Source organism: Streptomyces mutabilis (assembly GCF_014649815.1).
Classification (GTDB): Bacteria; Actinomycetota; Actinomycetes; order Streptomycetales; family Streptomycetaceae; genus Streptomyces; species Streptomyces mutabilis.
This window is the reverse complement of record NZ_BMTT01000006.1, coordinates 146,543-170,225: the sequence shown is the minus strand read 5'-3', so window position 1 is coordinate 170,225 and position 23,683 is coordinate 146,543. Positions and strand designations below refer to the sequence as shown.

At 72.8% G+C, this 23,683-nt stretch carries 24 protein-coding genes; 13 read left to right on the top strand and 11 right to left on the bottom strand.

From position 1 onward, the window contains the following. Positions 1 to 48 precede the first annotated feature (48 nt). The 5 genes from IE142_RS15665 to IE142_RS15645 form a co-directional block, all read right to left on the bottom strand. Positions 49 to 912, bottom strand: a complete 864-nt coding sequence (locus IE142_RS15665) for a phosphatidylinositol-specific phospholipase C/glycerophosphodiester phosphodiesterase family protein (RefSeq protein ID WP_191886338.1) — start codon at positions 910 to 912, stop codon at positions 49 to 51. 205 nt (positions 913 to 1,117) lie between these two features. Further along, on the bottom strand, positions 1,118 to 2,200 hold the full coding sequence (locus IE142_RS15660) for an acyl-CoA dehydrogenase family protein (RefSeq protein ID WP_191886337.1): 1,083 nt from the start codon (positions 2,198 to 2,200) through the stop codon (positions 1,118 to 1,120). After that, complete coding sequence (locus IE142_RS15655; RefSeq protein ID WP_191886336.1) at positions 2,197 to 3,378, bottom strand: acyl-CoA dehydrogenase family protein; 1,182 nt, start codon at positions 3,376 to 3,378, stop codon at positions 2,197 to 2,199. The genes IE142_RS15660 and IE142_RS15655 overlap by 4 nt, the downstream gene beginning before the upstream one ends. Continuing rightward, positions 3,375 to 4,355: an NADPH:quinone oxidoreductase family protein gene (locus tag IE142_RS15650; protein WP_191886335.1), complete on the bottom strand. Its 981-nt coding sequence runs from the start codon at positions 4,353 to 4,355 to the stop codon at positions 3,375 to 3,377. Before IE142_RS15650 ends, IE142_RS15655 begins: the two co-directional genes overlap by 4 nt. 137 nt (positions 4,356 to 4,492) lie before the next feature. Beyond that, positions 4,493 to 5,065 carry a helix-turn-helix domain-containing protein gene (locus IE142_RS15645; RefSeq protein WP_191886334.1) on the bottom strand — a complete coding sequence of 191 codons (573 nt, stop codon included), beginning with the start codon at positions 5,063 to 5,065 and terminating at the stop codon, positions 4,493 to 4,495. 61 nt (positions 5,066 to 5,126) lie between these two features. Here IE142_RS15645 and IE142_RS15640 point away from each other — a divergent pair, with 61 nt between their 5' ends. The 6 genes from IE142_RS15640 (at position 5,127) to IE142_RS15615 (ending at position 10,996) form a co-directional block, all read left to right on the top strand. Continuing rightward, positions 5,127 to 6,107 (top strand): NAD(P)/FAD-dependent oxidoreductase, encoded by a 981-nt coding sequence (locus tag IE142_RS15640; protein ID WP_191886480.1) that lies wholly within the window; start codon positions 5,127 to 5,129, stop codon positions 6,105 to 6,107. A 151-nt stretch (positions 6,108 to 6,258) separates the two neighbouring features. Next, positions 6,259 to 7,797 carry an ATP-dependent DNA ligase gene (locus tag IE142_RS15635; RefSeq protein WP_191886333.1) on the top strand — a complete coding sequence of 513 codons (1,539 nt, stop codon included), beginning with the start codon at positions 6,259 to 6,261 and terminating at the stop codon, positions 7,795 to 7,797. Next, positions 7,794 to 8,252, top strand: a complete 459-nt coding sequence (locus IE142_RS15630; RefSeq protein ID WP_191886332.1) for an NUDIX hydrolase — start codon at positions 7,794 to 7,796, stop codon at positions 8,250 to 8,252. The genes IE142_RS15635 and IE142_RS15630 overlap by 4 nt, the downstream gene beginning before the upstream one ends. A 97-nt stretch (positions 8,253 to 8,349) precedes the next feature. Continuing rightward, positions 8,350 to 9,735, top strand: a complete 1,386-nt coding sequence (locus IE142_RS15625) for an NADP-dependent succinic semialdehyde dehydrogenase (RefSeq protein WP_191886331.1) — start codon at positions 8,350 to 8,352, stop codon at positions 9,733 to 9,735. Between the two features lie 25 nt (positions 9,736 to 9,760). Further along, complete coding sequence (locus IE142_RS15620) at positions 9,761 to 9,997, top strand: DUF6213 family protein (RefSeq protein ID WP_191886330.1); 237 nt, start codon at positions 9,761 to 9,763, stop codon at positions 9,995 to 9,997. Between the two features lie 141 nt (positions 9,998 to 10,138). Beyond that, complete coding sequence (locus IE142_RS15615; RefSeq protein ID WP_229830536.1) at positions 10,139 to 10,996, top strand: RICIN domain-containing protein; 858 nt, start codon at positions 10,139 to 10,141, stop codon at positions 10,994 to 10,996. Here the strand turns inward: IE142_RS15615 and IE142_RS15610 are convergent. Both IE142_RS15610 and IE142_RS15605 read right to left on the bottom strand, forming a co-directional pair. Beyond that, complete coding sequence (locus IE142_RS15610; protein WP_191886478.1) at positions 10,983 to 11,657, bottom strand: transcriptional regulator; 675 nt, start codon at positions 11,655 to 11,657, stop codon at positions 10,983 to 10,985. The two genes, IE142_RS15615 and IE142_RS15610, sit on opposite strands and share 14 nt — an antisense overlap. Positions 11,658 to 11,765: 108 nt before the next feature. Next, positions 11,766 to 12,992 (bottom strand): acyl-CoA dehydrogenase family protein, encoded by a 1,227-nt coding sequence (locus IE142_RS15605; RefSeq protein ID WP_191886329.1) that lies wholly within the window; start codon positions 12,990 to 12,992, stop codon positions 11,766 to 11,768. 169 nt (positions 12,993 to 13,161) lie between these two features. Between IE142_RS15605 and IE142_RS15600 the strand changes: the two genes are divergently transcribed. Further along, positions 13,162 to 13,818 (top strand): TetR/AcrR family transcriptional regulator, encoded by a 657-nt coding sequence (locus IE142_RS15600; protein ID WP_191886328.1) that lies wholly within the window; start codon positions 13,162 to 13,164, stop codon positions 13,816 to 13,818. 182 nt (positions 13,819 to 14,000) lie between these two features. Here the strand turns inward: IE142_RS15600 and def are convergent, their stop codons facing one another. Beyond that, on the bottom strand, positions 14,001 to 14,573 hold the full coding sequence (gene def, locus IE142_RS15595) for a peptide deformylase (RefSeq protein WP_191886327.1): 573 nt from the start codon (positions 14,571 to 14,573) through the stop codon (positions 14,001 to 14,003). Positions 14,574 to 14,750: 177 nt separating this feature from the next. On the opposite strand from def, the gene IE142_RS15590 reads away from it, so the two are divergent. The 4 genes from IE142_RS15590 (at position 14,751) to IE142_RS15575 (ending at position 19,079) form a co-directional block, all read left to right on the top strand. Then, complete coding sequence (locus tag IE142_RS15590; RefSeq protein ID WP_043375571.1) at positions 14,751 to 15,989, top strand: Mur ligase family protein; 1,239 nt, start codon at positions 14,751 to 14,753, stop codon at positions 15,987 to 15,989. A 23-nt stretch (positions 15,990 to 16,012) separates the two neighbouring features. After that, a complete protein-coding gene (locus tag IE142_RS15585; protein ID WP_191886326.1) occupies positions 16,013 to 16,741 on the top strand; it encodes a type 1 glutamine amidotransferase in 729 nt (242 codons plus the stop codon). A 187-nt stretch (positions 16,742 to 16,928) separates the two neighbouring features. Beyond that, a complete protein-coding gene (locus tag IE142_RS15580; RefSeq protein ID WP_191886325.1) occupies positions 16,929 to 17,954 on the top strand; it encodes a 6-phosphofructokinase in 1,026 nt (341 codons plus the stop codon). 174 nt (positions 17,955 to 18,128) lie between these two features. After that, positions 18,129 to 19,079: a cytochrome c oxidase assembly protein gene (locus tag IE142_RS15575; RefSeq protein WP_191886324.1), complete on the top strand. Its 951-nt coding sequence runs from the start codon at positions 18,129 to 18,131 to the stop codon at positions 19,077 to 19,079. Positions 19,080 to 19,092: 13 nt separating this feature from the next. On the opposite strand, the gene IE142_RS37530 is transcribed toward IE142_RS15575, so the two are convergent. After that, positions 19,093 to 19,377: a hypothetical protein gene (locus tag IE142_RS37530; protein ID WP_306432556.1), complete on the bottom strand. Its 285-nt coding sequence runs from the start codon at positions 19,375 to 19,377 to the stop codon at positions 19,093 to 19,095. A 313-nt stretch (positions 19,378 to 19,690) separates the two neighbouring features. On the opposite strand from IE142_RS37530, the gene IE142_RS37525 reads away from it, so the two are divergent. Further along, positions 19,691 to 20,521, top strand: coding sequence for a septum formation family protein (locus IE142_RS37525; protein WP_306432555.1), 831 nt, complete (start codon positions 19,691 to 19,693; stop codon positions 20,519 to 20,521). 13 nt (positions 20,522 to 20,534) lie between these two features. Further along, complete coding sequence (locus IE142_RS15565) at positions 20,535 to 20,705, top strand: hypothetical protein (protein WP_191886323.1); 171 nt, start codon at positions 20,535 to 20,537, stop codon at positions 20,703 to 20,705. 27 nt (positions 20,706 to 20,732) lie between these two features. Here IE142_RS15565 and IE142_RS15560 read toward each other — a convergent pair whose 3' ends face one another. Both IE142_RS15560 and IE142_RS15555 read right to left on the bottom strand, forming a co-directional pair. Then, on the bottom strand, positions 20,733 to 21,938 hold the full coding sequence (locus IE142_RS15560; protein ID WP_191886477.1) for a sensor histidine kinase: 1,206 nt from the start codon (positions 21,936 to 21,938) through the stop codon (positions 20,733 to 20,735). 8 nt (positions 21,939 to 21,946) lie between these two features. Then, positions 21,947 to 23,662, bottom strand: a complete 1,716-nt coding sequence (locus tag IE142_RS15555; protein WP_191886322.1) for a sodium/solute symporter — start codon at positions 23,660 to 23,662, stop codon at positions 21,947 to 21,949. Positions 23,663 to 23,683 lie beyond the last annotated feature (21 nt).

The window sequence follows — 23,683 nt, the reverse complement described above, 5'->3', positions numbered from 1 at the left end:
CTGACCTGTCCTCCGAACGAGTGGTGTCCGGTCGGAGCCCCCGGCGGCCTAGGCGTCGCGGTGGGCGTCGAGGAACGCTTCGAGGCCGGCGAGGTCGTCGGTGTTGAGGTGGTCGACGCCGGCGGCGAGCAGTTCGGTCCACACGGCGTCCCGGGCGGGGCCCGCCAGGTCGGGCGTGGCCCAGAACCGCACCCGCTGCCCGCGGGCGCGCGCCGCGCCGACGATGTCCCGCAGCTTGCGCCGCTCGGGCTCCGGGAAGGCGCCGACGCCCCGCCAGGTGAAGTTGAGGGTCCAGTTGTCACTGATCAGCGGGACGAAGGAGACCGGTGCGGCGCTGCCGAGGTCGGTGAGCCGGCCGTCGTAGAAGGCGCGGCGGGTGCGCTGGGCCTCCATGGGGGCGCGGGCGGCCCGGTCGCCGGAGATCACCGCGGTGACTGCGCCCGGGAACACCCGGCCGTGGGCACAGGTGGTGAACAGGTGCTTGTAGCGGCGCAGGTGGCGGTCGAGTTCGAGGTAGGTGGACGCTCCCTCGGTCTTGATGTCGATCAGGAGTTGCAGGGCGCGGCGGTCCCGCCGGTAGACCCGGCCGTGGTTGGCCCGGACGCGGGCGGCCAACGGGTCGAGGTACAGGGATTCCAAGGTGCGGGAGGGGTCGAGGTCCTCGGGGTCGTGGGCGACGAGGAGTTGGCCGTCGACCAGATAGATGTCGGCCTCGACGCTGCCGAAGCGGTGGTCGAGGGCGTCGAGGAGGGGGCGGGGGTGCTCGTAGTCGTTGTGGGCGTGGGCACGCCACAACGGGCGCGGCCCGCGCCTGCCTTCGCTCGCCAGCGCGGTGCCGGCGGGCAGGGCGACCGCGCCCGCGAGGGCGGCGCCGAGGGTGGTGAGGGCTCTGCGTCGGGTGGTGAGGGCCATGCTCTGCCTCCCTGGAGGTGCCGTACGGGACGCCTGTGAGTATGGGGTCCCGATGCCCCAGGGAGCAGAGCCCTGCGGGGAGTTGGCCGGACCGCCGCCGGTCGTTCACGTGCGCGGGGGGGGACGGGCACGGAAGCGGGGCGACGGGCACGGAAAATGCCCGCCCCTGACGGGACGGGCATGGACCGGGCAGAACGGCCGGACGTCAGGGTGCGCGCAGGTCCACCGACTCGGCCAGCGCCTCCTGGTGGGTGCCCGGCGTGCCGTACGCGATCGAGTCGGCCTTGGCCCGCTTCAGGTACAGGTGGACCGGGTGCTCCCACGTCATGCCGATGCCGCCGTGCAGTTGCAGGGCCTCCTCGGCGGCGTGCACGGCGACCCGGGCCGCGTACGCCTGGGCCACGGCGACCGCCACGTCGGTGTCCCTGCCGGTCGCGAGGGCGTCGGCTGCGTTGCGGGCGGCGGCGCGCAGGCCCGCGACCTCCAGCCACAGCCGGGCGAACCGGTGCTTGAGGGCCTGGAATCCGCCGACCTGCCGGTTGAACTGCTTGCGTTCCTTGAGGTAGCGGACCGTTTCGGTCAGCAGCCAGTCGGCGAGCCCCAGTTGCTCCGAGGCGAGCAGGCCGGCACCGGCCCGCAGGGCGCGTCGCACGGCGGGGCCGCTCTCGCCCAGCCGGTGCCCGGTCGCGCCGTCGAGGGACACGCGGGCCACCGGCCGGGTCAGGTCCAGGGACACCTGCGGGGTGACGGTCGCGTCGACGGCGCGGACCGCGTACAGGCCCCCGTCGTCCGCCGGTACCAGCAGTACGTCGGCGACCGCCGCGTCCGCGATCCCGGTCAACTCGCCGTGCAGCGCGCCGTCCTCGAGCCGGACGTGCGGGACGGTGGCGCCCGGGGCGACGTGCAGTCCGACGGCCAGTGCGGCGACGGTCGTGGCGGAGGCCGACTCGGTGAGCAGGTCGTCGGCTCCGCAGGCCAGCAGCGCCTCGGTGGCGACGACCGCGCTGGTCAGGTAGGGCACCGGGGCGACCGAGCGGCCCAGTTCCTCCAGTACGACGGCCGCTTCCCGGTGGGTGGCGCCCTGGCCGCCCAGCGACTCGGGGATCAGCAGACCGGCCAGGCCCATCGAGCCGGCGAGCGTCTTCCACAGGGGTACGTCGTGCGGGGTCTCCGACTCGGTGCGGGCGATGACGCCGGCCGGGTCGCAGTGATCGGTGAGCAGGTCCCGGACGGCGGCGCGCAGCGCCTCTTCCTCCTCCGAGTAGAGCAGATCCGGCTGTGCGCTCATCGGGCGAGGTCCTTCCATGCGACGTCCTTGTCGGTGCGCGGCTCGGCGGGCAGGCCCAGTACGCGCTCGGCGACGATGTTCAGCAGGACCTCGCTGGTCCCGCCCTCGATGCTGTTGCCCTTGGACCGGAGGTAGCGGTATCCGGCGTCACGGCCGGTGAAGTCCACCAGTTCGGGGCGGCGCATGGTCCAGTCGTCGTAGAGCAGGCCCTCCTCGCCGAGGAGTTCGACCTCCAGGCCGCTGATCTCCTGGTTGAGCCGGGCGAAGTTCAGCTTCATGCCGGCACCCTCCGGGCCCGGCTGGCCGGCCACCAGTTGCTGGCGCAGCCGCACGCCGGTGAGCCGGGCCACCTCGGCCTCGACCCACAGGCCGAGCAGCCGCTGGTGCAGGTCGTGGGTGCGCAGTTCGGGGCGTTCGCGCCAGGTCGCGGCGATTTTGCCGATCATGCCGCCCTCGCGGGGGATCGCGGAACCGCCGATGGCGACGCGCTCGTTGTTCAGCGTGGTCTGCGCGACCCGCCAGCCGTCCCCGACCTCGCCCAGGCGCATGGAGTCGGGGATGCGTACGTCGGTGAGGAAGACCTCGTTGAACTCGGCCTCGCCGGTGACCTGGCGCAGCGGCCGGACCTCGACGCCGGGGTCGGTCATGTCGCACACGAAGTAGGTGATGCCCTTGTGCTTGGGCAGGTCCGGGTCGGTGCGGGCGATGAGGATGGCCCAGCGGGCGAGGTGCGCGCTGGACGTCCACACCTTCTGCCCGTTGACCACCCACTCCTCGCCGTCCCGGACGGCCCGCGTGCCGAGCGCGGCCAGGTCGGACCCGGCGCCGGGCTCGCTGAACAGCTGGCACCAGACCTCCTCGCCGGTCCACAGCGGGCGCAGCAGGCGGCGCTTCTGCTCCTCGGTGCCGTACTGGAGAACGGTCGGGGCGGCCATGCCGAGGCCGATACCGATGCGCCGCGGGTCGTTGTCGGGGGCGCCGGCGGCGTCCAGTTCGGCGTCGACGACGGCCTGGAGGGAGCGTGGGGCGCCCAGCCCGCCGAGGCCCTGCGGGTAGTGCACCCAGGCGAGGCCGGCGTCGAATCGGGCCCTCAGGAAGTCGAGGCGGTCGGTGGTGGCCGGCGGATGAGCGGCCAGCAGTTCCTCGGTGAGGCGGCGCAGTTCCGCTGCGTCGGTCATGCGGCGGCTCCCTTCTCCAGGTTCTCCGGTACGACGGCCACGCGGCCGGTCGTCCTGCCGTCGGCGACGCGCTGCACGGCGTCGGCGGCGCCGGAGAGCGGCACCCGCTCGCTCACCAGCGGCTTGATCGCGCCCCGCACGGCCAGTTCGGTGAGCTGCTCGTGGCAGTGCTGGACCAGCTTCGGGTTCTTGGTGTTGTACAGGCCCCAGTGCAGGCCGAGGATCGCGTAGTTCTTCACCAGGGCGTGGTTCAGCGCGGGGCTGGGGATCGTGCCGCTCGCGAAGCCGACGACGACGATCCGGCCCTCGAAGGCGACGACCTTGGCGGACTGGGCGTAGGCCTGGCCGCCCACCGGGTCGTAGATCACGTCGGCACCCCGGCCGCCGGTCGCCTCCTTGACGGCCGCGATGACGTCCTCGGCGTGCCGGTCGACGACCACGTCGCAGCCCAGCTCGCGGGCGACGGCCGCCTTGTCGGAGCCGCCGACGACACCGATGACGGTGGCGCCGGCGGCCTTGCCGAGCTGCACGGCCGCGCTGCCGACCCCTCCGGCGGCGGCGTGGACGAGCAGCGTCTCGCCGGCCTCCAGCCGGGCCCGGCGGTGCAGACCGAACCAGCCTGTCTGGTAGCCGATGTGCAGGGCGGCGGCCTCGGCGTCGTCCAGGGCGTCCGGCGCGGGCAGCAGGGCGCGGGCGTCCGCGAGCGCGTACTCGGCGAAGCCGCCGTGCGGCAGCGCCGGGTTGGCGATCACGCGCCGGCCGTCCTCGGTCTCGCCGCAGATCTCCACGCCCGGCGTGAACGGCAGCGGCGGCCTGACCTGGTACTGGCCCCGGCACAGCAGCGCGTCCGGGAAGTTGATGTTCGCGGCGCGGACCCTCAGCAGGACCTGGCCCTCGCCGGGGGTCGGTGGCGCCACGTCCGCGAGGCGCATCACCTCGCCCGGCTCGCCGTTCTCGTGCACCTGCCATGCCTGCATGCGGGGCCTCCACCGACTGCGTCGTCCGACCGGATCCTCCACATACTAAGCGGTCGCTTGCCAATCAGGGAACAGCTCGTGAGGAGTCGCAGCCACGGCCTCGCGGGGGGCGTCCGCCCGGATCGCGCCCTCGCGGGTCACACCTGCGCGGGACGCGCCCGTACGTGCATCCGCTCCCCCTGCGGACCGAACAGGCTCAGGAACTCCACCGGCCCCTCCCCCGTCGACCCGAACCAGTGCGGGACCCTGGTGTCGAACTCCGCGGCCTCCCCCGCCGACAGCACCACGTCGTGGTCGCCGAGGACCAGCCGCAGCCGGCCTGAGAGGACGTACAGCCACTCGTAGCCCTCATGGGTCCGCGGTTCCGGCTCCTCCTTGCGCTGCGGCACCAGCACCTTGAACGCCTGCAGTCCGCCCGGCTGGCGGGTGAGGGGCCAGTGGGTGCGGCCGTGGCGGACGATCGGCTTGGCCCGCACCCTCGGGTCGCCGACCGGCGGGGCACCGACCAGCTCGTCCAGCGGCACCTGGTGGGCCTGGGCGATCGGCAGCAGGAGTTCGAGGCTCGGCTTGCGCAGTCCCGACTCCAGTCGCGACAGGGTGCTCACCGAGATGCCGGTCGTCTCGGACAGCGCCGCCAAGGTCACCTCCCGTTCCTTGCGCACCTGTCGGAGCCTGGGTCCGACACCGGCGAGAACATCGTCTGCAGTCATGCACTTATTGCAGAACCGGCAAGTTCGTTTGTCAATCCCGCGATGTCGAGCGACCTTGTCCGTGGAGGTGGTCACCGTGACCCGTAACAAGGACCGCAACAATGAGTCCACCGACAACGACCGGTACGACGTCGTCGTCGTGGGCGGGGGCGCGGCCGGACTGTCCGCCGCGCTCGTCCTGGGCCGCTCGCGGCTGCGCGCCCTGGTCGTCGACGCCGGTGAGCCGCGCAACGCGCCCTCGGACCACATGCAGGGTTTCCTGACCCGGGACGGGATGGCACCGGCGGAGTTCCTGGCGCTGGGCCGACAGGAGATCGCGCGGTACGGCGTCGAGCTCGTCCGCGACCGGGCGGTGGACGTGACGCGGGACGCCGACTTCACCGTGTCGCTGGCCGGCGGGCGGACCGTGCGCGCACATCGGCTGATCGTCACCACCGGGCTCAAGGACGAACTGCCTCCGGTCCCCGGCGTCGCCGAGCGGTTCGGCCGGGACGTGCTGCACTGCCCGTTCTGCCACGGCTGGGAGGTGCGCGACGAGCGCTTCGGCGTCCTCGCCACGAGCCCGATGAGCGTGCACCAGGCGCTGATGGTGTCCGGCTGGTCCGACGACGTGACCCTCTTCCTGCACACCGTCGCCGAGGATGAACTGTCCGACGACGACCTGCGCCGGCTCGCCGCGGCCGGAGTCCAGGTGGTGCCCGGCGAGGTCGCCGACCTGCGGACCGAGAACGACCGGCTCACCGGAGTGCGGCTGGCGGACGGCACGGTCCACGGCCGCTCGGTGGTGTTCGTCGCGCCGAAGGCCGTACCGCAGACCGGCCTGATGGAGCGGCTCGGCGCCGAGCTGCGGGAGACCCCGGTCGGGGCCTACCCCGTGGTGGACCCGACGGGCCGGACCTCCGTGCCCGGCGTGTGGACCGCCGGCAACGCGATGGGCTTCGCCGAGCAGGTCGTCCACGCGGCGAGCGGCGGCTACCGCGCGGCATCGGCCGTCGTCGGCGACCTGATCATGTCGGACCTGGACGCGGCCGTCGCGGAGTAGGGGCGTCGGGGACTAGGGGCGTCGGGGGAGCATCGCGGAGGAAGCATCCGTGGACGGAGGCCCCGGCGGGTCTGCCCCGCACAGCCATCCGGCGGGGAGCTCGGGGCCGTCCGCAGGTGTGTTCCGGCCCTCCCCGGTGCACTCTGACTGCATGCTGCTCGTCCGGTTGGCCCAGGTGTCCCGGGAGGTCGCCGCCACCTCGGCGCGGTCCCGGAAGACCGCCCTGCTCGCGGAACTGTTCCGGCACACGGAACCGGACGACGTGCCGGTCGTCATCCCCTACCTCGCGGGACGGCTCCCCCAGGGCCGGATCGGCGTCGGCTGGAAGGTGCTGAGCCGCCCGGTCCCCCCGGCCGCCGAGCCGACCCTGACGGTGCGCGACGTGGACGCCCGGCTCACCCGGCTCGGCGCCGTGTCCGGCGCCGGCTCGCAGGCCGAGCGGACACGGCTCGTCGGCGAGCTGATGGGCGCGGCCACCGAGGACGAGCAGCGCTTCCTGATCGGGCTGCTCACCGGTGAGATCCGGCAGGGTGCCCTGGACGCGGCGGCCGTCGAGGGCCTGGCCGCGGCGACCGGAGCGCCACCCGCCGACGTACGGCGCGCGGTGATGCTGGCCGGTTCGCTGCAGACGGTGGCCGAGGCCCTGCTCGCCGAAGGGCCCGGCGCCCTGGACCGGTTCCGGCTCACCGTGGGCCGCCCGGTCCTGCCGATGCTGGCGCACAGCGCGTCGTCGGTCGCCGAGGCGGTCGGCAAGCTGGGCGCCTGCGCGGTCGAGGAGAAGCTGGACGGCATCCGCGTCCAGGTGCACCGGGACGGCGACTCGGTGCGGCTCTACACCCGCACCCTCGACGACATCACCGACCGGCTGCCCGAGGTGAGAGCGGCGGCCCTCGAACTGCCCGGCGAGCGTTTCGTCCTCGACGGCGAGGTGATCTCCTTCGACGCGGACGGACGCCCCCGGTCCTTCCAGGAGACCGCCGGGCGGGTCGGCTCCCGCACGGACGTCGCCACGGCGGCGCGGACGGTGCCCGTCTCCGTCGTGTTCTTCGACGCGCTCTCCGTCGACGGCCGCGACCTGCTCGACCTGCCGCTGACCGAGCGGCACGCGGAGCTGGCCCGGCTGGTGCCCGAGCCGACGCGGGTGCGGCGCACCGTGGTGAAGGGGCCGGAGGAGGTGCGGGCCGCCGAGGAGTTCCAGGCCGAGACGCTGGCTCGCGGCCACGAGGGCGTCGTGGTCAAGGGGCTCGACGCCGCCTACAGCGCGGGCCGGCGTGGCGCGTCCTGGCTGAAGGTGAAGCCCGTCCACACCCTCGACCTGGTCGTCCTGGCCGCCGAGTGGGGCCACGGCCGCCGTACCGGCAAGCTCTCCAACCTCCACCTGGGCGCCCGCACCGCCGACGGCTCCTTCGCCATGCTCGGCAAGACCTTCAAGGGCATGACCGACGCGCTGCTGGCCTGGCAGACCGAACGGCTCCAGGAACTGGCCGTCCAGGAGCACCCCTGGGGCGTGACCGTACGCCCCGAACTCGTCGTCGAGATCGCCTACGACGGCCTCCAGCGCTCCACCCGCTACCCGGCCGGCGTCACCCTCCGCTTCGCCCGCGTGCTCCGCTACCGCGACGACAAGCGCCCCGAGGACGCGGACACGGTGGACGCGCTGCTCGCCGCCCATCCCGGAGTGGCCCCGTGAGGCGCAGCGCGGGCCTGCTGCTGCACCGGCCCGGCGCCGCGGGCACCGAGGTGCTGCTCGGTCACATGGGCGGCCCCTTCCACGCCCGGGGCGACGCGGGGGCGTGGACGATCCCGAAGGGCGAGTACGACCCGGCGGAGCCCGCGTGGGAGGCGGCCCGGCGCGAGTTCGAGGAGGAGCTGGGGCTGCCGCCGCCCGAGGGTGATGCCGTACCGCTCGGCGAGGTGCGGCAGGCGGGCGGCAAGGTGGTCACGGCGTGGGCCGTCGAGGCCGACCTCGACCCGGCGAAGGTCGTCCCCGGCACCTTCCGCATGGAGTGGCCGCCGCGGTCGGGACGGATCGAGGAGTTCCCGGAGCTGGACCGGGTGGCGTGGTTCGCGGTGGACCGGGCGCGCGAGGTGATCGTCAAGGCGCAGGCCGCGTTTCTCGACCGGCTGGCTGAGCACTCGCACTGACGAGAGTCGACCGGCGGCGACGGGACCCGTCCGCGTTGCGGCGCCCCCCACCGCGCGCCAAGGTCGAAGCACGAACGCGCACCCAGGGAGGTCGGCCATGCCCATCGCGACGGTGAACCCGGCGAACGGCGAGACGCTCAGGACGTACGAGGCCATGGGCGAGGAGGAGATCGAGCGCCGGCTCCAGCTCGCGGAGGCGACTTTCCGTACCTACCGCACGACGGCGTTCGACGAGCGGTCCCGGCTCATGCACCGCGCCGCCGACCTCCTGGAGGCGGACCAGGACGAGATCGGCAAGGTCATCACCACGGAGATGGGCAAGCCGGTCAAGCAGGCCCGCGCGGAGGCAGCGAAGTGTGTCAAGGCGATGCGCTGGTACGCCGACCACGCGGCGGAGCTGCTCGCCGACGAGGAGCCGGCCGAGTCCGATGTGAAGGACTCCGGCGCCTCCCGGGCCCTGGTCCGCTACCGGCCGCTCGGCCCCGTGCTCGCGGTGATGCCGTGGAACTTCCCGCTGTGGCAGGTGGTGCGGTTCGCCGCGCCCGCGCTGATGGCGGGCAACGTGGGACTGCTCAAGCACGCCTCGAACGTGCCGCAGACCGCCCTGTACCTCGAGGACCTCTTCCACCGCGCGGGCTTCACCGAGGGCTGCTTCCAGACCCTGCTCATCGGCTCCGCCGCGGTCGACGACATCCTGCGGGACGAACGGGTGAAGGCGGCCACCCTCACCGGGAGCGAGCCCGCGGGCCGCGCGGTCGCCTCCACCTCCGGGGAGATGATCAAGAAGACGGTGCTGGAACTGGGCGGCAGCGACCCGTACGTGGTCATGCCCTCCGCCGACCTGGACCGGGCCGCCGGGACCGCGGTCACCGCGCGGACGCAGAACGCGGGGCAGTCCTGCATCGCCGCCAAGCGGTTCATCGTGCACACGGACGTCTACGACGCCTTCGCCGAACGCTTTGTCGCGGGCATGAGGGCGCTGAAGGTCGGTGACCCGATGGACGAGGAGACCGACGTCGGCCCGCTCTCCAGCGAACGGGGCCGGGACGACCTGGAGGAGCTGGTCGGCGACGCCGTCCGCGCGGGCGCCACCGTGCTGTGCGGCGGCGAGCGTCCCGACGGGCCCGGCTGGTTCTACCCGCCGACCGTCCTGGCCGGCATCGGCCGGGAGATGCGCATCCACCGCGAGGAGGCCTTCGGCCCGGTCGCCACGCTCTACCGCGCGGCGGACGTCGACGAGGCGGTCCTGATCGCCAACGACACCGACTTCGGGCTGAGTTCCAACGTCTGGACCCGCGACGAGGCCGAGGTCGACCGGTTCGTACGGGACCTGGAGGCGGGAAGCGTGTACGTGAACGGGATGACGGCGTCCCATCCGGCGTTCCCCTTCGGCGGGGTCAAGCGGTCGGGGTACGGGCGTGAGCTGTCCGGGCACGGAATCCGCGAGTTCTGCAACATCACGACGGTTTGGCAGGGTGCGTGATGCCCGCGCGACTACGATCCCGACTGTGAACCGCGAAGTGACCCTGCCTCTGATCGTCGACGCCCGCGGGACCCTGCAGGTGGCCGCCGCCGATGTCAGCAAGCTGCTGCGTACGGTGGGCGGGCGGTGGGTCCGGCTCGTCGAGGCGGGGGAGGACGGGCTCGACGAGGACACGGTGGCCGCGCTGACCATCGAGCTCGCGAAGCTCGCCGACCGGATCGACGTGGCGTGCATCGCGCACAGCAGCGGCGGCACCCCGTAGGCCCGCCCGACGGCAGCCCCGGCCGGCGGGAACGGGGATGTGACGTAATCCTTACGCCGGCACCGGAAGGGCTGACAGGGGACTCGGGGCGGTGTTTGACTCCTGAACGACCGACTGATCGACTTGTGACGGAGTAGTCAATTGAGACGGATTCGTTCCGTGGTCGCCGCGGCCGCGGGCCTGGCCGCCGCCCTCCTCGCTCTCGGCCTTCCCAGCACCGCGTGGGCCGCCACCCCCGACGTCCCCGAGGCACTGCGGATCTCCACCGCCCCCTACGCGGGCTTCCAGCAGTGCGGCGCCGAGACCCCGCCGACGTTCAGCACCACCAACGGTTCCTCACCGACGTTCGCCGCCTCGGTCAGGGGCCTGGAAGCCCAGCCCGGCCTGGACGGGACGATAGAGCTCGCGCGCCTCGGCGAGCAGCCGTTCCGCACCTTCCAGGTCGACACGGGAGCGGGCCACGGGTGGGCACTCCAGATCCCCGCCAGCACGTTCGACCCGGGTGACTACCAGTGGCGGATCCGCGCCGAGGGTCCCGAAGGCCCGTCCGCCTGGGCCGCCTGGTGCGCGTTCACCGTGACCGGCCCGGCGCCCGCGGAATTCACCTACAGCCCCGACGGCGGCGAGCACTGCCTGGACGTGAGCGGCGCCGGCAAGGAGGACGCCACGAGGGTGCAGCTGTGGGACTGCAACGGCTCCCTGGGCCAGACCTGGAGGGCCACGTCCGAGGGCACCCTGGTGAACCCGAACTCGGGCAAGTGCCTGGATGTGGCCGACGGGGGCACGGCGAACGGCACCAAGGTGCAGATCTACACCTGCAACGGCACGGGGGCCCAGGAGTGGCGCTACGACCAGCCCACCCCGGCCGCCTTCACCAACCCCCGGTCCGGCGCGTGCCTGGACGTGCCCTACGCGAACTTCACCAACGGCGTCGAGGTCCAGATCCACGAGTGCAACGGCACCGGCGCCCAGGTCTGGAAGCGGCTCACCCCCGCCTGACCGGCTGGGCGGGGTGGCACAGCGTCGCCCAGAACAGCGCCTCATAGCTCTGCAGCAGCCGGCCGTAGCGGCGTGCGCGGTCCTCGTCGAGGCGGCCCGCGCCCAGGGCCTCCTCGACCGCCGCCGTGGCCGTACGGTCCAGAGCCGGGGCCGGCGCGGCGAAGAAGTCGAAGAAGGCACAGGCCTCGTCGGTGAAGGCGTAGTGGGTGCGCAGGGCCTTGGCGATGGCGGCGCAGTAGCCGCCCCAGGCCGAGAAGTTGGCGGAGACGGCGAGGACGACGTCGGCCGGCTCCGCGTTGAGGGCCAGCCAGGCGACGTACGCGGGGTAGGACTGGCAGCCCGGCAGGGGGTCGTACGCGTCCGCCCGGGCCTCGTCCACCCCGCACGCGGCCGCGAACGCCTCCAGGTGCTCCGCCGCCAGGGCCTCGCCCTCGGCCAGGGCGGTGAAGTACGCGGCCGGCTCCGGGCCGGCCCGTTCCGCCAGGTGCAGGAAGGCGCGGCGGTCCGCCGGGATCACCCAGCGCTGTTCCAGGGCGAGCGCGGCGAGGGTGGACCGGTCGGCCTCGCCGCGGGTGATCAGGGGGACCAGGGGATTGGACCCCGGGTCGGGGGCGAGTTCCCTGGTGGTCGTCTCCAGCAGTTCCCGGGCCGTGCGGGTCATCGCGTATTCCGTCGCGTCGGTCACGCACGACCCTTCCCCGGGAGCGGGGCGCGGGTAACCCGGCGGTGCCGTCCGCACCGCCGGGTCGTCCCGTGGGCCGCCGCCGCCTCAGCGGATGGGCATGCCCGACAGGGTGCGGGCGATCACCAGGCGCTGGATCTCGCTCGTGCCCTCGAAGATGGTGTAGATCGCGGCGTCGCGGTGCATGCGCTCCACCGGGTACTCGCGGGTGTAGCCGTTGCCGCCGAGGATCTGGATCGCCTGGGCGGTGACCTTCTTGGCCGTCTCGCTGGCGAACAGCTTGGACATCGAGCCCTCGGCCGCCGTGAACGGCTTGCCGTTGACGGCCATCCAGGAGGCGCGCCACACCAGGAGGCGGGCGGCGTCGATCTGCGTGCGCATGTCGGCGAGCTGGAAGGCGACGCCCTGGTTGTCGATGATCGGGCGGCCGAACTGCTCACGCGTGGTCGCGTAGTCGAGGGCGACCTCGTACGCCGCGCGGGCGGTACCCACCGCCATGGCGCCGACGGCGGGGCGGGACGCCTCGAAGGTGGCCATCGCGGCGTTCTTCACGCGCTCACCGCCCTGCTTCGCCTTCTCGCGGGCACGGGCGAGGCGCTCGTCCAGCTTCTCCTTGCCACCGAGCAGGCAGGAGCCGGGTACGCGCACGCCGTCCAGGACGACCTCGGCGGTGTGCGAGGCGCGGATGCCGTGCTTCTTGAACTTCTGGCCCTGGGAGCAGCCGGGGGTGCCCGGCGGGATGATGAAGGAGGCGTGGCCCTTGGAGCCGAGGTCCGGGTCGACGACCGCGACGACGACGTGGACGTTGGCGATGCCGCCGTTCGTAGCCCACGTCTTCGTCCCATTGAGGACCCACTCGTCCTTGGCCTCGTCGTACACGGCACGCGTGCGCATGGAGGCCACGTCGGAGCCGGCGTCGGGCTCGGAGGAGCAGAAGGCGGCGACCTTCACGTCACTCGCGTCGCCGTACATCTGGGGGATCCAGGTGCCGATCTGCTCCTCGGTACCGTTGGCGAGGACGCCGACGGCGGCGAGGCCGGTACCGACGATGGACAGGGCGATGCCGGCGTCGCCCCAGAACAGCTCCTCCATCGCCATGGGGATGCCGAGGCCGGTGGGGTCGAAGTACTGCTGGGCGTAGAAGTCGAGGGAGTAGATGCCGACCTTGGCGGCCTCCTGGATGACCGGCCAGGGAGTCTCCTCACGCTCGTCCCATTCGGCGGCCGCGGGGCGGATGACGTCGGCCGCGAAGCCGTGCAGCCAGTCCCGGACCTCCTTCTGTTCGTCGCTCAGCTCCATGGTGAACTCGGCCATGTCCCCTCCAGTGACGCACGTGCATGTTACTTGCGGTAACCCGAGTCTGTTACCGACGGGTAGTGAAAGTCAACTCCCGAGAACCCGTCGCCCTCCCGTTCGATGTCCCACGTCCCGTGGGTGTTAGTTTGCGCAGGCGTCACCGAACGAGCACGGGTGGGGAGAGCACATGGACACCACACAGCGGACCGATCAGCAGCGGTCCGCCGACCGCAGACGGCGCGAGCTTCTGGAGGCCGCCGACCGGGTGGTGCTGCGCGACGGCCCACAGGCCTCGATGAACGCCATCGCCGCCGAGGCCGGCATCACCAAGCCCATCCTCTACCGGCACTTCGGCGACAAGGGCGGACTCTACGCCGCCCTCGCGCAACGGCACACCGACGCGCTCCTGTCCTCGCTGCGGGCCGCCCTGGACGCCCCGGCGGAGCGGCGCAGGCGCGTCGAGTCCACCCTGGACACCTATCTGGCGGCCATCGAGGCACGCCCGCAGGTGTACCGCTTCCTGATGCATCCGGCCGAGGGCAGCACCGCGCCGGGCGACCAGGCCGAGTCCGGCTTCGACGTCGGCAAGCACTCGGCACCGCTGCTGCGCCGCATGGGCGAGGAGCTGGCCCAGGTCATCGAGGAGCGCCTGGACGTGGGGCCCGGCACCCAGCAGCTGGCCCGCGTCTGGGGCCACGGGATCGTCGGCATGATGCACGCCGCCGGGGACTGGTGGCTGGGCGAACGCCCGTGTTCCCGGGCGGACCTGGTCCGCAGCCTGGCCGACCTGCTCTGGGGCCGGCTCGCCGAGGCCGGGGACAAGGCCGGCGGCCCAGGGTTCTAGGGGCTGTCGTTCGGATCCTGTCGCAGGGAAGGAACGTGGCTGATCAACGCCGGTGAGCGGGGTCCCGTGCGTGCGGCTGCAAGGCGGAGGAGGGCGCCGGGACGGAGCCCCGGCAACCGACCACAACGCGGCAGACGTGCGTGCCGGACCCCCGTCCGCTGCATGATCCGAACGACGCCCCCCTAGCCCCGGTCCCTCGCCCGCTCCGGCGTACCGGTACGGCTCCAGGACGCCCGGGCCGCCTGCCGCAGCACCCGGCGCCTGCGCCACCCCGTGAGGCGGTCGACGTACGAACCGCCCTCCAGATGGTCGCACTCGTGCTGGAGACACCGTGCGAAGAACCCCGTGCCGCGCACGGTGACCGGCTCCCCGGCCACCGTGAGACCCGCCACGACCGCCTCGTCGTGGCGCTCGGTCCCGGCCTCGAGCCCCGGCAGCGACAGACACCCCTCGGGCCCGCGCACCACCGGCCCGCCACTCTCCACCAGCCGCGGGTTCACCACGTGCCCGAGGTGGCGCTCGTCCTCGTCGTCCGGGCAGTCGTACACGAAGACCCGGACCGGTTCGCCGATCTGGTTGGCGGCCAGACCCACACCGCGGGCGGCGTACATCGTGGCGAACAAGTCCTCCACGAGCGCCGCGAGTTCCGGACCGAAGGCCCTCACCTCCTCGCAGGGAGCGTGCAGGACGGGGTCGCCGAGGAGACTGAGGGGCCGGACGCGCCCGTGGGAGCCCGGGATGAAGCCGTGTCGCATGGCGGCAAGAGTAAGGTCCCTGTGTCCCCCGGCGGCTCGCGCCCACCGTCGGAACCCCGTGGCCGGTGCCGCGATTCGGGAGTGCGAATGGATCTCGATAGGCTGAGGTCCCACCACGTGGCCGTCAGGCTTCACAGGCTTCAGGCGCGGCGCGTACGCAAGGAGGATCGAGAACTGATGACAGGCAACTCGGACCCGCTCACGCCGCGGGCGAAGATCGCCGTGACCGCGGGCAAGGCGGTCGCGGCGGCGTCCCGCGCCGCCGGGCGCGGCAGCGGTTCGGTGATCGGTGGCCGGGTCGCGCTCAAACTCGACCCCGACCTCCTGGCCCGGCTCGCCCAGCACCTGGACGTGACCCTCGTCTCGGCGACCAACGGCAAGACCACCACCACCCGGCTCATCGCCGAGGCGCTCAAGGCGGCCGGCCCGGTGGTGTCCAACGCGCTCGGCGCCAACATGCCGGCCGGCATCACCTCGGCCCTCGCGGCCGGTTCGGAAGCCCGGTTCGGCGTCATCGAGGTCGACGAGAAGTACCTCGTGGGCGTCGCCCAGGCCACCGAGCCGAAGTGCATCGCCCTGCTCAACCTCTCCCGCGACCAGCTCGACCGCGCCGCCGAGACCCGGATGCTGGCGGAGAACTGGCGCGAGGGCCTGGCGGGTTCGAAGGCCGTGATCGTCGCCAACGCCGACGACCCGTTGGTGGTGTGGGCCGCGTCCTCCTCCCCCAACGTGATCTGGGTCGCCGCCGGACAGATGTGGAAGGACGACGCCTGGTCCTGCCCGTCATGCGGCGGTGTGATGCAGCGTCCGGGCGACGACTGGTTCTGCGGCGAGTGCGGCTTCCGCCGCCCGACGCCGAGCTGGGCGCTGTCCGGCGACCACGTCCTCGACCCGCACGGCTCCGCCTGGCCGATCCACCTCCAGCTGCCGGGCCGCGCCAACAAGGCCAACGCCGCCTCGTCGGCCGCCGTCGCCGCCGTCTTCGGGGTGCCGCCCCAGGTCGCCCTGGAGCGCATGTACCAGGTGCAGGCGGTCGCCGGACGCTACGACGTCGTCCAGTTCCAGGGGCGCGATCTGCGCCTGCTGCTCGCCAAGAACCCGGCGGGCTGGCTGGAGACCTTCTCCCTTATCGACCCGCCGCCCGCGCCGGTGATCCTCTCGGTGAACGCGCGCGGCGCCGACGGCACCGACACGTCCTGGCTGTGGGACGTGGACTACACCCGGCTGAGCGGCCACCCGATCTGCGTGATCGGCGACCGGAAGCTGGACCTCGCGGTGCGCCTGGAGGTCGCGAACCAGCAGTTCCAGGTGTGCGAGGACCTCGACCAGGCGGTGTCGCTGTGCCCGCCCGGCCGGATCGAGGTCATCGCGAACTACACCGCCTTCCAGGACCTGCGCCGCCGCGTCGGCAACTGACCGCGTAACTTCAGGGGACTCTCGTGAGCGACAACCAACTGCGCATCGTCTGGATCTACCCGGACCTGCTCAGCACGTACGGCGACCAGGGCAACGCCCTCGTCGTGGAGCGCCGGGCGCGGCAGCGCGGCCTCGACGTGGCCCGGCTCGACGTGCGCAGCGACCAGCCGATCCCGACCTCCGGCGACATCTACCTCATCGGCGGCGGCGAGGACCGCCCACAGCGGCTCGCGGCCGAGCGGCTGCGCCGCGACGGCGGACTGCACCGGGCGGTGGGGAACGGCGCCATCGTCTTCTCCGTCTGCGCCGGCTACCAGATCCTGGGCCACGAGTTCATCAACGACCTGGGCCAGCGCGAGCCGGGCCTGGGCCTGCTCGACGTGGTCTCCACGCGCGGGGAGGGCGCCCGGTGCGTCGGCGACGTCCTCGGCGACATCGACCCGCGCCTGGGCCTGCCCCCGCTGACCGGCTTCGAGAACCACCAGGGCGTCACCCACCTGGGCCCCGGCGCCCGCCCGCTCGCCCAGGTCCACTTCGGCAACGGCAACGGCACCGGGGACGGCACGGAGGGCGCGTACAACGACACGGTCTTCGGCACGTACATGCACGGCCCGGTACTGGCGCGCAACCCGCAGGTCGCGGACCTGCTGCTGAAGCTGGCCCTGGACGTGAACGCGCTGCCGCCGACCGACGACCGGTGGTACGAGGCGCTCCGCAACGAGCGCATCGCGGCGGCGCAGCAGCCCACCTGACGGCTGCCCGACGCCTGCCCGGCACCCACCGGGACGGCCCGTCTGATGCGTCATCCGCACAGGTGAGCGGGCACGTCCAGTAGGCGGACGCACGGTTCGGTCCCGCCCCCCGATGCCGCTAGGGTGGCGGAGATCGAGCCGGACAGCGCGGTCCGGACCCGTGCCACTTGAGAAGGTATTTCGGGCTATGCGCATTGGTGTCCTCACGTCCGGCGGCGACTGCCCCGGCCTGAACGCCGTCATCCGGTCCGTCGTGCACCGTGCCGTCGTCGACCACGGCGACGAGGTCATCGGCTTCCGGGACGGCTGGAAGGGCCTGCTGGAGTGCGACTGCCTCAAGCTCGACCTCGACGCGGTCGGCGGCATACTCGCCCGCGGCGGCACCATCCTCGGCTCCTCCCGGGTCCGCCCCGAGCACCTTCGGGACGGCGTGGAACGCGCCCGCGGACATGTCGAGGAACTGGGCCTGGACGCGATCATCCCGATCGGCGGCGAGGGCACGCTCAAGGCGGCCCGGCTGCTGTCCGACAACGGGCTGCCGATCGTCGGCGTGCCGAAGACCATCGACAACGACATAGCGGTCACCGACGTCACCTTCGGCTTCGACACGGCCGTCACCGTCGCCACCGAGGCCCTGGACCGCCTGAAGACCACCGCCGAGTCCCACCAGCGGGTGCTCATCGTCGAGGTCATGGGCCGTCACACCGGCTGGATCGCGTTGCACTCGGGCATGGCCGCCGGCGCCCACGCCGTGGTCGTCCCGGAACGGCCCTTCGACATCGAGGAGCTGACCGCCAAGGTCGGCGAGCGGTTCTCGGCGGGCAAGCGGTTCGCGATCGTGGTCGCCGCGGAAGGCGCCAAGCCTAAGCCCGGCACGATGGACTTCGACGAGGGCGGCAAGGACGTCTACGGCCACGAGCGCTTCGCCGGCATCGCCCGCCAGCTCTCGATCGAGCTGGAGGAGCGGCTCGGCAAGGAGGCGCGGCCGGTCATCCTCGGGCACGTCCAGCGGGGCGGGACGCCCACGGCGTACGACCGGGTGCTGGCGACGCGGTTCGGGTGGCACGCGGTGGAGGCGGTGCACCGTGGTGAGTTCGGGATGATGACGGCGCTGCGCGGGACGGACATCAGGATGGTGCCCTTGGCCGAGGCGGTGGAGTCTCTCAAGACGGTGCCGGATGCGCGGTACGCGGAGGCGGAGTGCGTGCTCTGAGGTTGCCGTGACACGCCGTCCACGGCCGGTGCCTGGTCGCTCGCGCAGTTCTCCGCGCCCCTGACGGGGCGCTTCACCGCCCCCGGTCACAACAGTGACCGGGGGCGGTTCTAGTCTTGCTTCGGACAGACGGCGCTCAACCGCGCTCAACCCCCACGAAACAGGAGCCGGCGGATGGATCACAGCGGGCACGGCATGATGACGGATCTGCCGCCGTTCACGCTGGGGCGAGGTCTCGCGTGGTCGGCGGACCCCTTCTTCCTCATCGCCTGTCTCCTGGCACTGGCGCTGTACGGCTGGGGTGTCGTCCGGCTGACCCGGCGCGGTGACAAATGGCCGGTCGGCCGGACCGTGTCCTTCGTCGCCGGTGTGCTGAGCGTACTGCTGATGATGTGCACCAAGCTCAACGACTACGGCATGGTCATGTTCAGCGTGCACATGGTCCAGCACATGATCATCAGCATGGTGTCGCCGATCCTGCTGCTGCTCGGCGCGCCGATCACCCTGACCCTGCGCGCACTGCCCACGGCGGGCCGTGGCCGCAAGGGCCCCCGCGAGCTGCTGCTGATGCTGTTGCACAGCCGCTACATGCGGATCATCACGCACCCCGCGTTCACCATCCCGCTGTTCATCGCGAGCCTGTACGCGCTGTACTTCACCCCCCTCTTCGACTTCCTGATGGGTTCCAAGGTCGGGCACATCGGGATGATGGTGCACTTCCTCGCCGTCGGGCTGGTGTTCTTCTGGCCGATCATGGGCGTGGACCCGGGCCCGCACCGGCCGGGCTACGTGATGCGGATGCTGGAGCTGTTCGCGGGCATGCCGTTCCACGCGTTCTTCGGCATCGCGCTGATGATGGCCTCCTCCCCCATGGTCGAGACGTTCGAGAACCCGCCCGCCTCGCTCGGCATCGACTCCCTGTCCGACCAGAACGCGGCCGGCGGCATCGCCTGGGCCTTCAGCGAGGTCCCGTCCGTGCTGGTGCTGCTCGCCCTGCTGTTCCAGTGGTACGCCTCCGAGGAGCGGCAGGCGCGGCGCAAGGACCGGGCCGCCGACCGCGACGGCGACAAGGAACTCGAGGCGTACAACGCCTATCTGGCCTCGCTGAACACACGCGGCGGCTGAACGGCGTCGCCGTTCAGTAGCATGTGGCGCGTCGGAGGAACCGCCCGGGGGGAGCGGTATGTCGCGTCACGTCTTTCCGGGCCAGGTCGTGGCCGACCGCTATCTGCTGCTGCGTCCGCTCGGCCGTGGCGGGGTGCACGTGTGGCTCGCCCACGATCAGCTGATGGGCGGCGAGGTCGCGCTGCGGGCCGCCCGCACCGGCGCCCGGAACCTGCCGGGCGGGCGTACCCATCCGCACGTGGTCACCGTTCATGACGTGGTGGAGCACGACGGCGTCCCGTGGATCGTCATGGAGCACGTCCCCGGCGCCGTCAGCCTGAGGCAGTTGGTGGTCCGGTGTGGTCCGCTGGCCCCGGCCGAGTGCGCCCGGATAGGGCTCGCCGTGCTCGACGCTACGGCCACCGGGTGGGAGCTCCGCGTGGAGCCGGCCGGCATCCTCTCGGCGCCGGACCGCACGGGTGCGCCGTACGGGCGCATCCTGTTGACGGACCGGGGCCCGGCCCGGCCCGGGCACGGCGACGGGCTGCGCTCGCTGGGCCGCACGCTCCACTACGCCGTCGAGGGCCGCGAGCCCTCCGGCCTCGACGCACCCGTTCCGCCGGTTCGGGCCGGTGCGCTCGGCCCGCTGCTGGAGAGGCTGCTCGCGGGCCGCCCTGGCCGGCGGGCTCGGTGCGGTGCTCGCCCTGAGCGGCGTCTGGTACGCCCTGGCCGACCGGGGGGCCGACGGGACCGGGAGGCCGTACGGCGGTGCCGCGGGGCTCGTGGCGCCGCTGGAGTACGGGGACTGCGTGCGCGCCCGCTGGCCGGGCGGGACTCGTTTCGCGGGGACGCCGCGCCTCACCGTGGACGCGGACTGTCGCGGCAGGGCACCCGACGGCCAGGTGATGGCGTTCGTACCCGCGTCCTCCGCCGCGGAGGCCCGCGAGCTGGGGCCGGCCAGGTGCGAGGAGCGGACGCGGGAGGTCCGGGCCCGGCTGGCCGGCGTACGCAGCGTGGCGGTCGTGCCGGCCGAGGACGGTTTCGGGACCGCCCGGCGGCACACCGCCTGTCTGGTGCTGGGGGCGCACGGGCCGGTGTACGGGCCGCTGGGCCGGCACCGGGAGGTCGGCTCGGTGTTCGCGGACACCGCCACCATGCAGCGCCGGGACTGCCTGGACGTGCGTTCCGCGCGGGAGGTCCGACTGGTGTCCTGCGGCGGCCGGTACGACGCCCAGGTGCTGGGTTTCACCCGGCTGGCCGAGGGCGTCACCCTCGCCGAGGCGCCCTCCGCGGCGGACCAGGCGTGCGCGCGAAAGGTTCCGCCCCGCGACTACGGATTCGACCCCTCCCTGTACGAGTCCGGCTCCCGGACGGCCGCCGGCGCCTGGAAATCCGGGTCACATCTCGTCGTCTGCACCGTAGGGAGGCAGAACGGGGGCACCATGGAGGGGAACGGACCATGAGGAGGGTGTTGCGATGCCCGGTTCCACGGACAGTTCGACGAAGACGATGGGGGCGCTCACCATCGGAGGTCTGGTCGCGGTGACGGCCTACACGGTGGCGCTTGGGAGCAACGGCTGGCTGTGGTTCGGCTGGGTCGTGCTGGGACTGATCACCGTGGGGATGGTCGCCACAAGCAGCGCCTGAGTCCCGTGCGGGACGCTCGCACACCGCTCACTCGCGGCCGACACGGCCCGCCGAGTGCACGCCCGGCTGGTATTTCGGCAGCCGGACGGTGATCTTCATGCCCGCGCCGACGGCCGTCTCGATCACGAGGCAGTGGTCGTCCCCGTAGACCTGGCGGAGGCGGTCGTCGACGTTGGACAGCCCGATGCCGCCCGACGGGCTGACCTCGCGCGCCAGAATGCGGCGCAGCAGGTCGGGGTCCATGCCCGCGCCGTCGTCCTCGATGACGACCAGGGCCTCGGCGCCCGCGTCCTGCGCGGTGATCTGGATGCGGCAGCGGTCGGACTTGCCCTCCAGCCCGTGCTTGACGGCGTTCTCGACCAAGGGCTGGAGACAGAGGAAGGGCAGGGCGACCGGCAGCACCTCCGGGGCGACCTGGAGGGTGACGGAGAGGCGGTCGCCGAAGCGGGCGCGTACGAGGGCCAGGTAGTGGTCGATGGCGTGCAGCTCGTCGGCGAGGGTGGTGAAGTCGCCGTGCCGGCGGAACGAGTAGCGGGTGAAGTCGGCGAACTCCAGCAGCAGCTCGCGGGCGCGCTCGGGGTCGGTGCGCACGAAGGACGCGATCACCGCGAGCGAGTTGAAGATGAAGTGCGGGGAGATCTGCGCCCGCAGGGCCCTGATCTCTGCCTCGATGAGCCGGGTGCGGGACTGGTCGAGGTCGGCCAGTTCCAGCTGGACGGAGACCCAGCGGGCCACCTCCCCGGCGGCCCGGACCAGGACGGCGGACTCGCGGGGCGCGCAGGCGACCAGGGCTCCGTGCACGCGGTCGTCGACGGTGAGCGGGGCGACGACCGCCCAGCGCACCGAGCAGTCGGGGCTGTCGCAGGTGAGGGGGAATGCCTCGCCGCGGCCGGTCTCCAGCGGGCCGGCCAGGCGTTCCATGATCTCGGTGCGGTGGTGGGCGCCCACGCCGTCCCAGACCAGGACCTCCTTGAGGTCGGTCAGGCACAGCGCGTCCGTGCCGAGCAGCGAGCGCAACTTGCGGGCGGACTTGCCGGCCGTCTCCTCGGTCAGTCCGGCACGCAGCGGAGGTGTGGCCAGGGAGGCGGTGTGCAGGGTCTGGAAGGTGGCGTGCTCGACGGGGGTGCCGAGCCCGCCGAGGTGCTGCGGTCGGGCCGTGCGCCGGCCCAGCCAGAAGCCCGCGGCCAGCAGGGGCAGCAGGGCGACGGCCAGACCGGCCAGGAAGCCGCTCACGGAGCCGCTCACGGCGTCACCTCCTTGCGCAGCTCCTCCGGCAGGTGGAAGCGGGCCAGGATCGCCGCCGTCCCGGCCGGTACCCGTGCCTGGGTGGCCAGCGAGACCAGCACCATGGTGAGGAAGCCCAGCGGCACCGACCACAGCGCCGGCCAGGCCAGCAGCGCGTGCAGCGCACCGCCGCCGCCAGGCAAGCCGCCCATGGTGGCGGCGACGGCGAGCAGCGCGGAGCCGCCGCCCACCAGCATCCCGGCCGCCGCGCCGGGCGGGGTCAGCCGCCGCCACCAGATGCCGAGGACCAGCAGCGGGCAGAAGGAGGAGGCGGAGACCGCGAATGCGAGGCCCACCGCGTCGGCGATCGGCAGCCCGCCGACCAGCGCGCTCGCCGCCAGTGGAACCGCCATGGCGAGGACCGTGCCGAGCCGGAAGTGCGGTACGCCCCGGGACGGCAGCACGTCCTGGGTGAGGACGCCCGCGACCGCCATGGTCAGCCCGGACGCGGTGGACAGGAACGCGGCGAAGGCACCGCCCGCGACCAGGGCGCCCAGCAGGTCGCCGCCCACTCCCCCGATCACCCGGTCGGGCAGCAGCAGGACGGCGGCGTCGGCGTCCCCGGTGAGCGTCAGCTCGGGGGCGTAGAGGCGGCCGAGGGCTCCGTAGACGGGCGGCAGCAGGTAGAAGGCGCCGATCAGCCCGAGGACGGCGACGGTGGTGCGGCGGGCGGCGACGCCGTGCGGACTGGTGTAGAAGCGGACCACGACGTGCGGCAGACCCATGGTGCCCAGGAAGGTGGCGAGGATCAGGCCGTACGTGGCGTACAACGGGCGTTCGGTGCGGCTCTCCGCCCGGGAGGGGGACAGGGCGTCGTCGGCGCGGCGTCCGGCGGCCGGGACGGCGGTGTCCTTCGCGAAGGTGAGGCGGGTGCCGGCCTCGATGCGATGGGTGCCGGTGGGCAGGTCGAGACGGGTGCCGTCGTGGGCGCGGCCGTCCACGGTGCCGTCGGCGGTGACGGTCAGCGGCCGCTCCAGCTTGAGGGTGAGCGTGTCTTCGACCCGCACGGAGCGCTGCTCGCGGAAGGTGGCCGGTTCCTCGAAGGCGCGGCCGGGGGCGCCGTCGCCCTGCCAGGCCAGGCTCAGGAAGAGCGCGGGGACGAGCAGCGCGGTGAGCTTCAGCCAGTACTGGAAGGCCTGGACGAAGGTGATGCTGCGCATGCCGCCGGCCGCGACGATGGCGGTGACGACGACGGCGACGATCACCCCGCCGAGCCAGTCGGGGGCCCCGCTGAGTACGGTCAGGGTCAGTCCGGCGCCCTGGAGCTGGGGCAGCAGGTAGAGCCAGCCGACCCCGACGACGAACGCGCCCGCCAGCCGCCGTACCCCCTGGGAGGCGAGCCGGGCCTCGGCGAAGTCGGGCAGCGTGTAGGCGCCGGAGCGGCGCAGCGGGGCGGCGACGAAGAGGAGCAGGACGAGGTAGCCGGCGGTGTAGCCGACCGGGTACCAGAGCATGTCGGGGCCCTGGACGAGGACCAGGCCGGCGATGCCGAGGAAGGACGCGGCGGAGAGGTACTCGCCGCTGATGGCGGCGGCGTTCAGACGCGGGCCGACGGTGCGGGAGGCGACGTAGAAGTCCGAGGTGGTGCGGGAGATGCGCAGGCCGAAGGCGCCGACGAGGACGGTGGCCACGACGACGAGGGCGACGGCGGGTATGGCGTAGCTGGAGTTCACGGCGCCTTCCCGGGCTCGTCC